Below are 13284 nucleotides of genomic sequence, written 5' to 3'. Positions count from 1 at the left end.
CGGTGAACGCGGTCAGTCGTCGGCGCCGAGCCACAGGTCGGGGCCGAAGACCTCGTAGCGGACCGAGCGGGCGGGCACGCCCGCGCGCAGGAACTGGGTCCGGACGTCGCGCATGAACGGCAGCGGGCCGCACAGGTACACCTCGGCGCCCTCGGGCACCTCGACCCGGTCCAGGTCCATCGTCCCGGGGTGGTGGTCGCCGCCGGTGCCGTCCCCGGGGCACCCCGCCTGGCAGTTCTCGTACCAGGTGTGAGCCGTGGCGCCGGGGAGCCGGTCGACCAGGGCGGCGACCTCCTCGCGGTGGGCGTGGTCCTCGGGGCCGCGGTCGGCGTGCAGCACCAGGACCGGGCGGGTGCTGCCCTGTTCGGCCAGGTGCTGGAGCATGGCGACCATCGGGGTGCAGCCGATCCCGGCCGAGGCCAGGACGAGCGGGTGGTCGCCGTCGGCCGGGGTGACGTCGCCCGCGGGGGTGGACACCATGAGGGTGTCGCCGGGGGCGGCGGTGTCGTGCAGGAAGGTGGAGACCTCGCCGGCCGGGTTCTCACCCGCGCGCAGCCGCTTGACGGTGATCCGGCGGCGGCTGCCGTCCCAACCGGAGAGCGAGTACTGGCGGGCCTGGTGGAGGCCGTCGGGTAGTTGGACCCGCACGCTCACGTACTGGCCGGGCCGGAAGCCGGGTGCCGGTTCGTCGTCCTGGGGCTCCAGGGTGAGGGAGACGGTGTCGGGGGTCTGCGCGGAGCGGTCGGCCACCCGCCAGGGGCGCCACACGTCGCGGCCGGTGGTCCCGGACTCCTGGTAGAGGCGGGCCTCCATGGCGATGAGGCTTCCGGCCATCAGCCAGTAGACCTCGTCCCAGGCCGCGACGACGTCGGGGGTGGCGGCCTCGCCCAGGGTGTCGGCGATCGCGGCGAACAGGTACTTGTGCACGATCACGTACTGGTCCTCGGTGATGCCGAGGGAGACGTGCTTGTGCGCGATGCGCGACAGCAGGGCGTCGGGGCGCTCGTCCGGGTGCTCCAGGAGGGCGGTGGCGAAGCCTGCGATGGACCCGGCCAGGGCTCTGCGCTGTTCGCCGCTGGCCTGGTTGCCCCGGTTGAACAGGCCGTCGAGAAGCTCGGGGTGCTCGCCGAGCATCGTGTCGTAGAACCGGGCGGTGATGGTGTCCAGCGCACCCGCGACGGCGGGGATGGTGGCGCGGATCGTGGCTGCGGACTCGGTGGAGAGCACGCGTCCTCCTTCGTCGGGGCGGGGCCCCGCGTCAGATAATTGGTATCTGAAATGCATATTAAAACCGACGCCCGAGACCCCCGCACCGGGGTGGGTCCAAACGCGAAAGTGCAGGTCAGAGGAGCATTCAGGGAGCCTGAGGGGGTACCCCTCCTCCCCTGCCAGGTCGGGCACTCCGGCAGTCAGGCGCGGTCAGGCCGGAGGGGCGTCCTCACCGAGCACGATGAGGGTCTGCCGCGCGGGCGGGGACACCAGGGACTCCACACTCACCCCGTCCAGGGACACGTAGAAGGCCTCCCGGGCCTGGGCCAGCGCACCGCGCAGCCGGCAGGCCGCGCGCAGCGGGCAGGGCGGGTCGTCCTCGCACCCGGCCAGGTCCCCGGCCCCCTCCAGTTCACGGACGATCGCCCCCACCGAGGAGCGCCGTCCCGCCTCGGTCAGCAGCAGTCCGCCGCCGCGGCCCCGCCGCGCCTCCACCAGACCCATCTCCGCCAGCCGCGCCACGGCCTTGGCCATGTGGGTGTAGGGCACGGCGAGCATACCGGCGGCGGTACGGGTGGTGAGGAGTTCGCCCTCCCCCGCCACCGCGAGCCGCATGACCAGGCGCAGGGAGACGTCGGTGAAGGCGGTCAGGCGCATGGACCCATGGTAGGTCCTGCGCCCGCCCCCTGCCCGAACACAGAAGGCGCCTAGGCCGTGGGGCGCTCCGACCCGCTCCCCTCGGCCTCGCGGCTCCCCCGGTCCGGCCGGTGGACGGCGGCGTCCCGGGGCATCCACACCAGCACCACGACCAGCCCGACCACTCCGAAGCACAGCGAGACCAGCGCTGCCAGGTGCAGCCCCGCCAGGAACGCCTCCTTGGCCGGGGCGACCAGGGCCTCTCCCTCCGCACCGAGCCTCCGGGCCAGCGCCATGGTGCCCTCGATCGACTCACCGGCCGAGCGCAGATCACCCGGGTCCACGTCCTCGGACTCCTCCGCCGCGGTGCGCAGGGCGGGCGCGATCCCCGCCCGGTAGTGGAAGGAGATCACCGCCCCCAGGACCGCCACGCCCATGGCGGTGGCGATCTGGCGGACCGTGTTCTGGACCGCCGAGGCGGCTCCGGCCTTGCCCGACGGAACCGACGACATGATCGCGTCGGTGGCCGGGGTGAGCACCACCGCCATCGCCGAGGCCTGGAGGAAGAAGAACCCGATGATGAGCGGCAGCGGGGTGTCCACCGCGATCTGCGTGTAGAAGACGAAGCTGCAGCAGACGGCGACGACCCCCGCCGCAGCGAGCGTGCGCGGGCCGAGCAGGCGCACCAGGGTGGGGCTGAGCGGGGCGAAGATCATCTGCCCCAGCGCGGCGGGCAGGACCAGCAGGCCCGCGAGGAACGGGGAGAACTCGCGCACGCTCTGCCAGTAGAAGCTGAGGAAGAAGATGATCCCGGCCATGCTGAAGAACAGCACCATGATCGTGGCGATGGAGACGCTGAACCGCGGGTCGCGGAAGAAGCGCACGTCCAGCGAGGGGTTCGGGGTGCGCGACTCGTGGACCAGGAACAGCACGAGCACCGCCACCCCCAGCAGCAGCGAGCCGAACACGTCCCAGTCGGACAGCGAGGCCCGCTCCCCCGCCGTGATGATCCCGTAGATGATCAGGACCAGCCCCGGGATGGAGAGCAGGACGCCGACCACGTCGGGGCGCCCGGCGTCCTCGTCCCTGGACTCGGGGATGAGGAGGTACATCAGCGCCAGGCCGACGATCACGAAGGGCACGTTGACCAGGAAGATCGAACCCCACCAGAAGTTCTCCAGCAGCAGCCCGCCCGCGGACGGGCCGATCGCCATCGCCAGGCCGACCGCGCCGGCCCACAGCCCGATCGCCCGCCCGCGTTCCTCCGGCGGGAACACGTTGGTGATCACCGACAGGGTCTGCGGCATCACCATGGAGGCGCCGAAACCCATCACGGCACGCGCCCAGACGAGCTGTTCGGGGCTCTGCGAGTAGGCCGACAGCGCCGAGGCCGCGCCGAACACCACCAACCCGGCCACGAGCAGCCGGCGCCTGCCCCACCGGTCGCCGAGCACACCGAAGGTGAACAGCAGCCCCGCGAAGACCAGCGTGTAGGAGTTGATCGCCCATGCGAGCTGCGACTGGCTGGCGCCCAGGCCGAGGACCGGATCGGAGAGGGTGCGCAGCGCGACGTTGAGGATGGTGTTGTCGGCCACGATCACCAACAGGCAGATGACGAGCACCGCCAACCCGCCCCACCTGCGCCGATAAGCTGTCTGCTGGTCCACGGGAACACCTTCCGGTCCACGGCGCTCGGCCCGCGCGCCGGCCACACACCCGCGCGGCTGCCCTGGTTCTGCTGTCGGGGGCCGGTGCCGGTGTCATGCTAACCACCTGTCCGCCGCTCCGCGGCAGGCAGCCGCCCCGGGCGGGCTCCGGGGAACAGACGGGGGCCCGGCGGCGTTGACGGACGGTTCCGCTCCGCCGCGGGAGGACCTCACGGCCCCTGCCGCACACCCCCGACCCGCCCTTACCGCAGGTGGCGCGTGCGGTGCCCGTGCCGGTGCGAACGAGTCCGTCCCCAGGGGCAGACGCCGGGACGGCAGCGTGCGATGATGCTTGCGTGCGGCCCCCGCACACCTGTTCCTCCCGCACCGGTGCCGCCGGGCGACCCGGAACCGGACACGGGGAACAACCCGCACGGCGACACCGTTCCCTCCGGGGAACCCGCGTGCGAGAGCACGTACGACAACTGTTTTCGTCCACAGGTCCGGGGACACCCCCAGCGGGTGCTTCGAGACAACGGAGGAAGAAACATCATGAACACCACCGCGAAGACCCCCTCCGCCGGGAACGCCCTGTACGGCGGGGTCACCAACCGGCGGGTCACCATCCGCGACCTGGCCCTGGCCAAGCAGCGCGGCGAGCGCTGGCCGATGCTGACCGCCTACGACGCCCTCACCTCGCGGATCTTCGACGAGGCGGGCATCCCCGTCCTCCTCGTCGGCGACTCCGCCGCCAACGTCGTCTACGGCTACGACTCCACCGTCCCGGTGACGATGGACGAGCTGGTTCCGCTGACCGCGGCCGTCTCCCGCTCCACCACGCGGGCGCTGGTCGTGGCCGACCTGCCCTTCGGCTCCTACCAGGGCTCCCCCCAGCAGGCGCTGGAGGCCGCCTCCCGGTTCATGAAGGAGGGCAACGCCCAAGCCGTGAAGCTGGAGGGCGGCCACACGGTGGCTCCCCAGGTGGAGATGCTGGTATCGGCGGGGATCCCGGTCATGGGCCACGTCGGCCTGACCCCGCAGTCGGTGAACACCCTGGGCGGTTACCGGGTGCAGGGCCGTGGCGAGGCCGCCGCCGGCCTGCTCAAGGACGCCAAGGAACTGGAGCGCGCGGGCGCGTTCTCGGTGGTGCTCGAAGCGGTCCCGGCCGACCTGGCCGCCGAGGTCACCGAGCAGCTGTCCGTCCCGACCATCGGTATCGGCGCGGGCCCGTCCACCGACGCCCAGGTACTGGTGTGGCAGGACATGGCCGGGCTGAGCCCGCGGGTGGCCAAGTTCGTCAAGACCTACGCCGACCTGGCCGGAACCCTGCGCGACGCCGCGGCCGACTACGCGGACGAGGTCGTCAGGGGCAGCTTCCCGGCCGAGGAGCACACCTACTCCAGCTGATCCGCCGCCTGGCGGGCGAACCGTCGGACGCGGCCCCGTGCCGCGGCCGACGGTTCGCCGCGTCTGGGGAAGCGGTCTCGGAGAGGGGCCCGGAACAGGTGAGCCAGACAACAAACCGAACTGGACTCGGTAGTACAGTGACGGCACACCGAGCACCTACGCGGGCCGGGAGTCCGGCCCACCGGGAGGACAGCACATGCGCATCTCGATGCCGCTCCAGTACTCGGGCGAGCCCAAGGCCGCCGTCGACCAGGTCGTCGAACTGGAGAAGGCCGGGTTGGACACCGTGTGGGTCGCCGAGGCCTACGGTTACGACAGCCCCACCCTGATGGGCTACCTCGCCGCCCGCACCGAGCGGGTGGCCATCGGTTCGGCCATCCTCCCGATGTACAGCCGGACCCCCACCCTGATCGCGATGACCGCCGCCGGGCTGGACTACCTGTCCGACGGACGCGCCATCCTCGGCCTGGGCGCCAGCGGCCCGCAGGTCATCGAGGGCTTCCACGGCATCCCGTACACCAAGCCGCTCGGCCGCACCCGCGAGACCATCGAGATCTGCCGCAAGATCTGGGCCCGCGAGGAGCGCCTGACCCACGACGGCAAGGTGTTCCAGCTGCCGCTGCCGCCGGAGAAGGGCACCGGCCTGGGCAAGCCGCTCAAGATCATCAACCACCCGGTCCGGCCCGCGATCCCGATCTTCGTCGCCTCCCTGGGCGAGAAGAACGTCGAGATGACCGCCGAGACCGCCGACGGGTGGCTGCCGCACCTGTTCATCCCGGAGAAGGCCGAGACCGTGTGGGGCGAGTCCCTCGCCAGGGGCAAGGCCAAACGCGACCCGGGCCTGGGCGCGCTGGAGATCTCCGCTGGCGGCCTGCTCGCCATCGGCGAGGGCGAGGAGACCAGGAAGCTGATGGAGTTCACCCGCCCGATGATCGCCCTGTACGTGGGCGGCATGGGCGCCAAGGGCAAGAACTTCTACAACACGGTCGCCCAGCGGTACGGCTACGAGGAGGCCGCCGAGAAGATCCAGGACCTGTACCTGGACGGCAAGAAGGACGAGGCCGCCGCGGCGGTCCCGGACGAGTTCGTGGAACTGACCAACCTGGTCGGCCCCGAGTCCTACGTACGCGAGCGCGTGGAGGCCTTCCGGGCCGCCGGAGTCACCCAGCTCAACGTGACACCCGTGGGCGGCAACCCCGCCAAGCTCATCGAGAAGGTCAAGGAGTGGGCCTCCTGAGCCACCCGTAACACCAGGTCGCGTGCCCCGCGCTCCCGCGGGGCACGCGGTTCCCCAAGAAACGGGGGACTTCTTTTCCACACGAAGGCGCAGCGCACCCCGCATTCGCTACCCTTGGTAACCGAAACCCCACTTATTGCCCTGTTAACATGCGTTAAGTAACGTCCCGCCCCCGGACGAAACCGGAGAACGCATGCCCCCCGTACCCCGCAGACTCGGCGTGAGCGCCCTCCTGGCCGCGGCCGCCCTCGGCTCGGTCCTCGCCTCCCCCCTGCCCGCGGCCGCGGCCCCCGCACAACACTGCGTCGGCGACGTCGACGGCAGCGGTCAGGAGTGCTTCGACACCTACGCCCAGGCGATCGACGCGGCCCAGGACCGCGTCGGACACACCCTGGCCGAACAGGAACGCGTCCTCGCCGAACAGGAGCACGCCCCCTCCGGGTCCCGGATCAGCGCCCTCGCCGCCGCGAGCGACTTCAACGTGATCATCGGCACCTACTTCGAACACGGGAACTACGGCGGCGTCACGTTCACCCTCTACGGGGACAACACCTGCCAGGGCGGCGACGACATCGAGTTCTGGTTCACCTTCCCCCCGGAGTGGCAGAACATCATCTCCTCGGCCCAGCCCTGGGCACGGTGCTCGCTGTGGCTGCACGCGGGGCCGGACGGTACCGGCGACCGCGACGGCCCCTACCGCGAGAACACCCCCGACATCGGCGGCTACATGAACGACCGCACCGTCTCCACCACCCTGGGCTGACGTCCGACTCCCCCACCCCCGCTCGATGGGAGAACCGACATGAGACGCACGTACGCCGTGCTCGCCGCCGCCGCGGTCGCCGTGGCGACCGCGGTCACCACGGCACCGACCCCGGCCTACGCCGACCACGAGGGCACGCCCACGGTGCGCCAGCTGCTGGAGCTGTGCAACGTGTCCACGGACCTGTGCGAGTTCCACCCCGGCGGAGAGCCCGAGCTGTTCTCCGCCCACGGCCGCGTCGTGGGATCGGAGGTGTTCAACTGCACCTCGGGCCGGCAGAACATGGCCGTGCGGTGGGCCGACACCACGTCCCAGAGCAACAGCGTCGGCCTGGCCCTGACCACCGAGGCCGGATTCGGAGAGGTCTTCTCGGTGTCCTACGAACAGTCCTTCCAGCACACCTGGACGACCTCGCACACCGAGGCGCAGACCACCTTCGTCAACACCGGCCCCGGTGAGGTGGGCTGGGTCGAGCGCAGACCGCGGATGCAGCGCGTGCACGGCACCTACGAGCTGCACTTCGGCAGCCGCCAGTGGGGCCACTACATCTGGTACGCGCCCTTCACCGCCGAAGGACCCGTGCCCGGCTCACCGGACGAGATCGTCACGCAGAACGTGCGACCGATGACCGACGCGGAGGAGGCGGCGTGCCCGTGACCCCCCGCCCCGGGAGGGGCACAGCGATGAGGACCCTCGCGGCCGGCGCCGCGGCGAGCGCGGTGGCGGCCCTGGTGCTGTCCCCCGCACCGGCCGCGGCCGACCACGAGGGCACCCCGACCGTCCGGGAACTGCTGGAGAGGTGCGGTGAGAGCACCGACCTGTGCGAGTTCCACCCCTCGGGCGCCCCGGAGTACTTCCAGAACACCGCCGAACAGGTCGGCGCACCGGTCTACAACTGCACCGACCACGAGCAGCTCTCCCAGGTGTCCTGGTCCAAGACCACGGGCGAGTCCAACAGCGTGAACCTGTCGATGACGGCCACGTTCGGTGCGATCTTCAAACAGAGCTTCACCGTCTCCTACGGCCACGAGTGGAGCTCGGAGCACACGCAGACCCAGCGGACGCAGATCACCGCCCAGCCGGGCGAGGTGGCCACCGTGTACTACGGACCCAGGATGCAGCGCGTGCACGGCACCTACGAGCTGCACTTCGGCAGCCGCCAGTGGGGCCACTACATCTGGTACGCGCCCTTCACCGCCGAAGGACCCGCGGACGACCAGGGCAGCACCGTCACCCAGTCCACGAGGCAGATGACGGACGGGGAGCGCGCCGCCTTCTGCGGCTGACCCGCGACTCCTGCCCACGGAGCTCCCGGCCGTGCCGCGCCCCCGGTTCCCCGACCGGCACGGCACGGCCCGGGGCTCACAGACCCGTGATGCGAATCCCCGCGTGGGTCTTGTAACGGCGGTTGACCGCGATGAGGTTGGCGGTGAGCGCCTCCACCTGGTGGGCGTTGCGCAGCCGCCCGCCGAACACGCCCCGGACGCCGGGGATCCGCTCCGCCAGGGCGCGCACGACGTCGGTGGCCTCCCGGTCCTCGCCCAGCACCAGGACGTCCAGGTCGATCTCCTCGACCTCGGGGTCGAGCAGGAGCACGGCGGACACGTGGTGGAAGGCCGCGGTGACACGGCTGCCCGGCAGGACCTCTGCGGCCTGCTGGGCGGCGCTGCCCTCGGCGACGTCCAGGGCGAAGGGCCCCTTCTTGTCGAAGCCGAGCGGGTTGACGCAGTCCACCACGATCTTGCCGGCGAGCCTGTCGGCCAGGGACACCAGCAGCTCGCGGTGGCCGTCCCACGGTACGGCGACGATGACCACGTCCCCCTGGACGGCCGCTTCCACGTTGTCCAGCCCCTGCACCCGGATGGCGGTCGACTCGGCCTCGACCAGCTCACCCGCGGCCTTGGCGGCGCGCTCGGCGCTTCGGGAACCGATGTAGACGGTGTGCCCGGCCAGGGCGAACCTGCGGGCCAGACCGCGTCCCTGGTCACCCGTTCCGCCCAGGACGGCGATGGTCAGCCCGGAGATGTCCGCGCCCTGTGTCGCGTTCTGTTCACTCATGCGCCGATCCTGTCAGAACGGGGTTCGGTGCCGAACGCACAGGGCCGGTCTTGGCCGGATCAACCCCTTCCGCCGCTGTTCAGGGCCGCTCCCGGGCGGGGCGGAGCGGCCGCCCGGCCCGGCGGCCGCACCGTCAGCGGTCTCCCCCGTTCTCCTCCTGTTCCTCCCAGGCCTCGTTTCGCTCGGCCGCGATGCCCAGGGCGCGTGCCGCCGTGGCCTCGTCGGGGTAGGGCCCGAGCCGCTGGCTGTTGGGGCAGCCCGCGCCGTGCTCGACCCTGCTGTGTTTGAGGCAGTACCACCAGCCGTCGTCCTGTGCGTCGCCCACTACCGAACCACCTCTCTCGTTTCGGACACGTGGGGCACCTACCCGAACCTGGGGCGCTCCTCACACCCGCCCCGGACGCGCCGCGGCCCGGCCGGGAGGGTGCACCCACGAACTACAATCAGTGTCCATGACTACTCCGCTGGTTCCTGGGCGCATCTCGCCACAACGTTCGGTTCCCCCGCACATCGTCCGACCGGAATACGTGGGCAAGAAGCACCCGGTGGAGGGTGTTCTGGGAGACGTCCAGACCCCGGAGACCATCGAGCGGATCCGGGTCGCGGGCCGGATCGCGGCCCAGGCCCTCGAAGAGGTCGGCAGGAACGTCCAGCCCGGTGTGACCACGGACGAGCTGGACCGGATCGGCCACGAGTTCCTGCTGGACCACGGCGCCTACCCGAGCACCCTCGGGTACAAGGGCTACCCGAAGTCCCTGTGCTCCTCCCTCAACGAGGTCATCTGCCACGGCATCCCGGACGACACGGTGGTCCGGGACGGCGACATCGTCAACATCGACATCACCGCGTACAAGGACGGCGTGCACGGCGACACCAACGCCACGTTCCTGTCCGGCGAGGTCTCCGAGGAGCACCGCCTGCTCGTGGAGCGCACCCACGAGGCGACGATGCGCGCGATCAAGGCGTGCCGGCCCGGCCGCCAGATCAACGTGATCGGCCGCGTGATCGAGTCGTACGCCAAGCGGTTCGGCTACGGCGTCGTCCGTGACTTCACCGGCCACGGGGTGGGGCCCGAGTTCCACTCCGGGCTGGTCGTCCCGCACTACGACGACCCGCGCGCCACCACCGTGATGGAGCCGGGCATGACCTTCACGATCGAACCCATGATCACCCTGGGCGGCGTGGACTACGACATGTGGGACGACGGTTGGACCGCCGTCACGGCCGACCGCCGGTGGACCGCGCAGTTCGAGCACACGCTGGTCGTCACCGACTCCGGAGCGGAGATCCTCACCCTGCCGTAACCGGGCGTGCCCGTCCCCCAGCCGCCCGAGGCCCGGCCGCCGCACCTTCGTTCCCCGAAGGCGCCGCCGGGCCCCGGCCGCCGCGCCGGTGTCGAGAACCCTGTACGAGCCCGGCCGCTGCGCCGGTGACCACGTCCGACCGACACACGGGGACCCTGCCATGGCGATGTTCGTCCACCTGACCCCCCGCGCCAACATCACCCGCGTCCGGCGGTCCGGCCTGCGCACGACCACCGGGTTCGGGGACGCGCGCGGAGTGTTCTGCTTCCCGGTCCTGCCGTCGTACACGGTGACCCACCAGTGGTTGCGGGAGCTGTCCCGCCACCACGGGCCTCGTGGCCTGGTCGGGGTGTACGTACGGCTGCCCGACGGTGAAACGGTCACGGTCGGCCGCCACGACGACCGGCGGGGACCGCGGAGGGTGACCGCCGCGGAGGCGGTGCGCGTGATCGCCGCGCTGGAGGACCCGCGCGGCTGGGAGGTGGTCGTGCCCCGCCCGGTGCCCCGGAGCGAGGTGCACCGTATCCGGGAGGTCCGGCAGGTGACCGGATGGCGCTACTTCCCCGACTCCCACGGCCCCGCCCCCTGCGCCTGCGCGGACTGTGCGGTACGCGGCGGGTACGGCGCCAGGCGGTTGCGCCAGCGCCGCCCGCACCCCCTGGACGGCCCGGTCCCCCCGCCCCGGGTGCTGGTGGGGCGGATCTCCGAAGCACGGACCCGGGGGGACGCCGCGGCGCTGCGCGAGGCGCTGGGTTGGTTCAGCCGGCGCCGCCGCGGTCCCGTGGAGGAGTTGGCCCCGCTGGCCGACCATCCGCATCCGCTGGTGCGGGCCTCCCTGGCCGAGGCCGTCGCGGCCTGGTCGACCCCGGGCGTGGACGCCCTCCTCACCCGGCTGGCCGCCGACCCCGATCTCCAGGTCCGCGAGGAGGCGGTGGTGGCTCTCGCCGCCCGCACCGACCGGCGCCCGCACCTCGCCCGCACCCCGTCCGGGCAACCGCAGCCGCACGGACGCTGAGCCGTCCCCCGGTGCGTCCGGTTCCCGGCGACAGCGGGCACCCTCGGAGCAGGATCGAGGACCGCGCCGGGGGGCGCCGAAGGGGCGGCGGGGACCGGTCCGCGTTCGTCCGGTGCCGCCCACGGCCCCGGGTCCCGGGGAGTCCGCACGTACACACGCCTCGGCGTGTTCAGGGGGCGAGCCAGGAGAGCCGAAGAACCACGACACGTCGCTGGTCGTCCAGAACCAGGTAGATGACGTCGCACTCGCCGCCCACGCCGATCGTGTGGACACGCATATTCGCGTCGGGTCTCTCCTTGTTGTAGGGAAACCCGCTCCACGGCTACAACTCCAGCAATGAGGAGAAAAGCCGACTCGGAGAGCAGATGTTCGGGGAGAGCTTGGATCTGTTCCTGGGCGATCTCTTCTCCGTCGACTTGGTACAACTACAAACCCAACCGAGCCTTGAGTTCTGACCACGGCACCGTGGAGACGGTCTCATCTCTCTCCGCCTTGGCCGCTGTGTCCAGCATCCGACGATGGGCTTCAGGGTCACGGGAGGACATGGCTACATGCCACCAGTGATCCAGGCACTCGTTCGCCGGAGCGATGTCCAAACTCTCCCGTGCCTCGACTCTCCCGTGCCTCGTTCATCACCCGCCGATACTCCCGGTCGAAGTCACCCGCCTCCTCCGGAAGGAGCGCGGACCGGATCGCTCTGGGATTCCTGTTGATCCGCTCGTCCGGGCTCTGCTCTGGGCTGCCCCGGGCTCGCCGGGAACGTGCTGGCACGTGTGTCCCCCTCACTCCGACCTCCAGATTACGGCGACGGAGGCCGCCACGGCGGTCGTCCACAGGGGGAATTCGGGTGAGCGCCTCAACGGTCCCTCCGGTCGGAGAGCACCCGCCCGCCGCGCCCGGTGTGAACTCAGCCCCCGGGGTCGGGCTCGGGAAGCGGGTGGGAACCGTGGCTGCGCCGGACCCCGGGCCGCCCCTGCGAGCCTGCCCAGCTGGCGTAGCCGCCTCCGGCGGGTCACGGTTCAGCGTGTGCCCGGCGAGCCCCCTCCGTGCCGCGCACGGCCAGGACCAGGGCGAAGGCCGCGCAGGTGACGGCTCCCAACAGGCTCGCCGCGCCCAGCTCTCCCCGCACCGCGTAGGAGGAGGCCGAGGTGGTCAGGACCCCCGCGCCCAGGCCGAAGGCGAAGAGCAGGCCTGCTCGGGCCCGCCTCGCCGGTAACAGTGCGGCCGCGGCCAGAGCCGCGCAGAGGACCAGGTCGGGGACCAGGAAGAGGTTCTCGGCGTGCCAGGAGTCGTGGTGGAACAGGTACACGAAGGTCACGAGGCCGATCGCCGCGGCGGCCGTGCGCGCCAGGAGGAGCAGGGTCACGGGGGGGTCCTTCCGAAGACTGATTGTCAGCACTACTGACAATCAGCTTAGAGGAATATCAGCGTACTTCCAATCGGCCCCTACACTCTCCCCATGACCAGCAGCGCACGGATCGAGATCGCCGACTTCACCGGGTACCTGCTCCACCGCCTGGGTAACGACACGACCCGGGTGATCGAGCGGGCCCTGCAACCGACCGGACTGCGGGCCCGGGAGGTCCGGGTGCTGGGCTTGCTGTCCGGGGACCCCCTCTCGCAGAGCGCCCTGTGCGGGATCAGCGGGCTGGACCGCACGACGATGGTGGCGGTGGTCGACCGACTGGAGGAACGCGGTCTGGCCGAACGCCGCCGCGACCCCGCCGACCGGCGCCGACAGGCGGTCACGCGCACGCCCGACGGCGAGCGGGCCTTCGGGGAGGCCGCCGCCCTGCTCCTGCGCGCCGAGGACGACTACCTCGCACCGTTGGACGCCACCGAGCGGGAGACCCTGCGCCTGCTGCTGCGCAGGCTCCACCTGTCGCGCACGCCGGACTGCTAGCGGGGACCGGGCGCCCCCGTGACCCGCGGGATCGCGATTCGCCCTCCGACGCCGCCCCAGGGCCTTCGGACCGTGGATAACCGACCCTCCCGGGCCTAGGCTCTGC

Annotated in this window: 16 protein-coding genes; 8 read left to right on the top strand and 8 right to left on the bottom strand. The window is 71.4% G+C overall.

Annotated features, from left to right (window positions below; all coding sequences use genetic code 11):
• Nucleotides 1-12 precede the first annotated feature (12 nt).
• The 3 genes from AC0VYD_RS08375 to AC0VYD_RS08365 form a co-directional block, all read right to left on the bottom strand.
• On the bottom strand, nucleotides 13-1227 hold the full coding sequence (locus tag AC0VYD_RS08375) for a globin domain-containing protein (protein WP_475479344.1): 1215 nt from the start codon (nucleotides 1225-1227) through the stop codon (nucleotides 13-15).
• Nucleotides 1228-1419: 192 nt separating this feature from the next.
• The gene (locus AC0VYD_RS08370) at nucleotides 1420-1866 is read right to left on the bottom strand and encodes an Rrf2 family transcriptional regulator (protein WP_473040658.1); all 447 of its coding nucleotides are present in this window, start codon (nucleotides 1864-1866) and stop codon (nucleotides 1420-1422) included.
• Between the two features lie 50 nt (nucleotides 1867-1916).
• The gene (locus tag AC0VYD_RS08365) at nucleotides 1917-3512 is read right to left on the bottom strand and encodes an MFS transporter (protein WP_475479343.1); all 1596 of its coding nucleotides are present in this window, start codon (nucleotides 3510-3512) and stop codon (nucleotides 1917-1919) included.
• Between the two features lie 531 nt (nucleotides 3513-4043).
• On the opposite strand from AC0VYD_RS08365, the gene panB reads away from it, so the two are divergent.
• The 5 genes from panB to AC0VYD_RS08340 all read left to right on the top strand — a co-directional run bounded on the left by panB (nucleotide 4044) and on the right by AC0VYD_RS08340 (nucleotide 8184).
• Nucleotides 4044-4898 carry a 3-methyl-2-oxobutanoate hydroxymethyltransferase gene (panB, locus tag AC0VYD_RS08360; protein WP_475479342.1) on the top strand — a complete coding sequence of 285 codons (855 nt, stop codon included), beginning with the start codon at nucleotides 4044-4046 and terminating at the stop codon, nucleotides 4896-4898.
• Nucleotides 4899-5094: 196 nt separating this feature from the next.
• Nucleotides 5095-6135 carry an LLM class F420-dependent oxidoreductase gene (locus AC0VYD_RS08355; protein WP_475479341.1) on the top strand — a complete coding sequence of 347 codons (1041 nt, stop codon included), beginning with the start codon at nucleotides 5095-5097 and terminating at the stop codon, nucleotides 6133-6135.
• Between the two features lie 193 nt (nucleotides 6136-6328).
• A complete protein-coding gene (locus tag AC0VYD_RS08350) occupies nucleotides 6329-6898 on the top strand; it encodes a hypothetical protein (protein WP_475479340.1) in 570 nt (189 codons plus the stop codon).
• A 39-nt stretch (nucleotides 6899-6937) separates the two neighbouring features.
• Nucleotides 6938-7555: a hypothetical protein gene (locus AC0VYD_RS08345; RefSeq protein ID WP_475479339.1), complete on the top strand. Its 618-nt coding sequence runs from the start codon at nucleotides 6938-6940 to the stop codon at nucleotides 7553-7555.
• Between the two features lie 26 nt (nucleotides 7556-7581).
• Nucleotides 7582-8184 (top strand): hypothetical protein, encoded by a 603-nt coding sequence (locus tag AC0VYD_RS08340; protein ID WP_475479338.1) that lies wholly within the window; start codon nucleotides 7582-7584, stop codon nucleotides 8182-8184.
• A gap of 76 nt (nucleotides 8185-8260) precedes the next feature.
• Here AC0VYD_RS08340 and npdG read toward each other — a convergent pair whose 3' ends face one another.
• Both npdG and AC0VYD_RS08330 read right to left on the bottom strand, forming a co-directional pair.
• The gene (gene npdG / locus AC0VYD_RS08335; RefSeq protein ID WP_475479337.1) at nucleotides 8261-8956 is read right to left on the bottom strand and encodes an NADPH-dependent F420 reductase; all 696 of its coding nucleotides are present in this window, start codon (nucleotides 8954-8956) and stop codon (nucleotides 8261-8263) included.
• A 133-nt stretch (nucleotides 8957-9089) separates the two neighbouring features.
• Nucleotides 9090-9281 (bottom strand): hypothetical protein, encoded by a 192-nt coding sequence (locus tag AC0VYD_RS08330; protein WP_473040667.1) that lies wholly within the window; start codon nucleotides 9279-9281, stop codon nucleotides 9090-9092.
• A gap of 127 nt (nucleotides 9282-9408) precedes the next feature.
• Here AC0VYD_RS08330 and map point away from each other — a divergent pair, with 127 nt between their 5' ends.
• Both map and AC0VYD_RS08320 read left to right on the top strand, forming a co-directional pair.
• Nucleotides 9409-10260, top strand: coding sequence for a type I methionyl aminopeptidase (map, locus tag AC0VYD_RS08325; RefSeq protein ID WP_475479336.1), 852 nt, complete (start codon nucleotides 9409-9411; stop codon nucleotides 10258-10260).
• 160 nt (nucleotides 10261-10420) lie between these two features.
• Nucleotides 10421-11275, top strand: a complete 855-nt coding sequence (locus AC0VYD_RS08320) for a HEAT repeat domain-containing protein (protein WP_475479335.1) — start codon at nucleotides 10421-10423, stop codon at nucleotides 11273-11275.
• A 425-nt stretch (nucleotides 11276-11700) separates the two neighbouring features.
• Here the strand turns inward: AC0VYD_RS08320 and AC0VYD_RS08315 are convergent, their stop codons facing one another.
• From AC0VYD_RS08315 to AC0VYD_RS08305, 3 genes are all read right to left on the bottom strand, one after another.
• Nucleotides 11701-11871 carry a DUF6247 family protein gene (locus tag AC0VYD_RS08315; protein ID WP_475479334.1) on the bottom strand — a complete coding sequence of 57 codons (171 nt, stop codon included), beginning with the start codon at nucleotides 11869-11871 and terminating at the stop codon, nucleotides 11701-11703.
• Nucleotides 11807-12046: a DUF6247 family protein gene (locus AC0VYD_RS08310; protein WP_475479333.1), complete on the bottom strand. Its 240-nt coding sequence runs from the start codon at nucleotides 12044-12046 to the stop codon at nucleotides 11807-11809. Before AC0VYD_RS08310 ends, AC0VYD_RS08315 begins: the two co-directional genes overlap by 65 nt.
• Nucleotides 12047-12287: 241 nt before the next feature.
• Entirely contained in the window at nucleotides 12288-12641 is a 354-nt protein-coding gene (locus AC0VYD_RS08305) for a hypothetical protein (RefSeq protein WP_475479332.1), read from the bottom strand.
• 93 nt (nucleotides 12642-12734) lie between these two features.
• Here AC0VYD_RS08305 and AC0VYD_RS08300 point away from each other — a divergent pair, with 93 nt between their 5' ends.
• Nucleotides 12735-13178, top strand: a complete 444-nt coding sequence (locus AC0VYD_RS08300) for a MarR family winged helix-turn-helix transcriptional regulator (protein WP_475479331.1) — start codon at nucleotides 12735-12737, stop codon at nucleotides 13176-13178.
• Nucleotides 13179-13284: the final 106 nt, after the last annotated feature.

It is taken from the genome of Nocardiopsis sp. iso_40 (genome assembly GCF_056173285.1).
This window is presented reverse-complemented; position numbering and strand designations above follow the sequence as displayed.

Coding starts and splice junctions, on each gene's coding strand:
- panB (WP_475479342.1), top strand. CDS start 4,044: ATGAACACCACCGCGAAGACCCCCTCCGCCGGGAACGCCCTGTACGGC.
- AC0VYD_RS08320 (WP_475479335.1), top strand. CDS start 10,421: ATGGCGATGTTCGTCCACCTGACCCCCCGCGCCAACATCACCCGCGTC.
- AC0VYD_RS08370 (WP_473040658.1), bottom strand. CDS start 1,866: ATGCGCCTGACCGCCTTCACCGACGTCTCCCTGCGCCTGGTCATGCGG.
- map (WP_475479336.1), top strand. CDS start 9,409: ATGACTACTCCGCTGGTTCCTGGGCGCATCTCGCCACAACGTTCGGTT.
- AC0VYD_RS08355 (WP_475479341.1), top strand. CDS start 5,095: ATGCGCATCTCGATGCCGCTCCAGTACTCGGGCGAGCCCAAGGCCGCC.
- npdG (WP_475479337.1), bottom strand. CDS start 8,956: ATGAGTGAACAGAACGCGACACAGGGCGCGGACATCTCCGGGCTGACC.
- AC0VYD_RS08340 (WP_475479338.1), top strand. CDS start 7,582: ATGAGGACCCTCGCGGCCGGCGCCGCGGCGAGCGCGGTGGCGGCCCTG.
- AC0VYD_RS08300 (WP_475479331.1), top strand. CDS start 12,735: ATGACCAGCAGCGCACGGATCGAGATCGCCGACTTCACCGGGTACCTG.
- AC0VYD_RS08345 (WP_475479339.1), top strand. CDS start 6,938: ATGAGACGCACGTACGCCGTGCTCGCCGCCGCCGCGGTCGCCGTGGCG.
- AC0VYD_RS08350 (WP_475479340.1), top strand. CDS start 6,329: ATGCCCCCCGTACCCCGCAGACTCGGCGTGAGCGCCCTCCTGGCCGCG.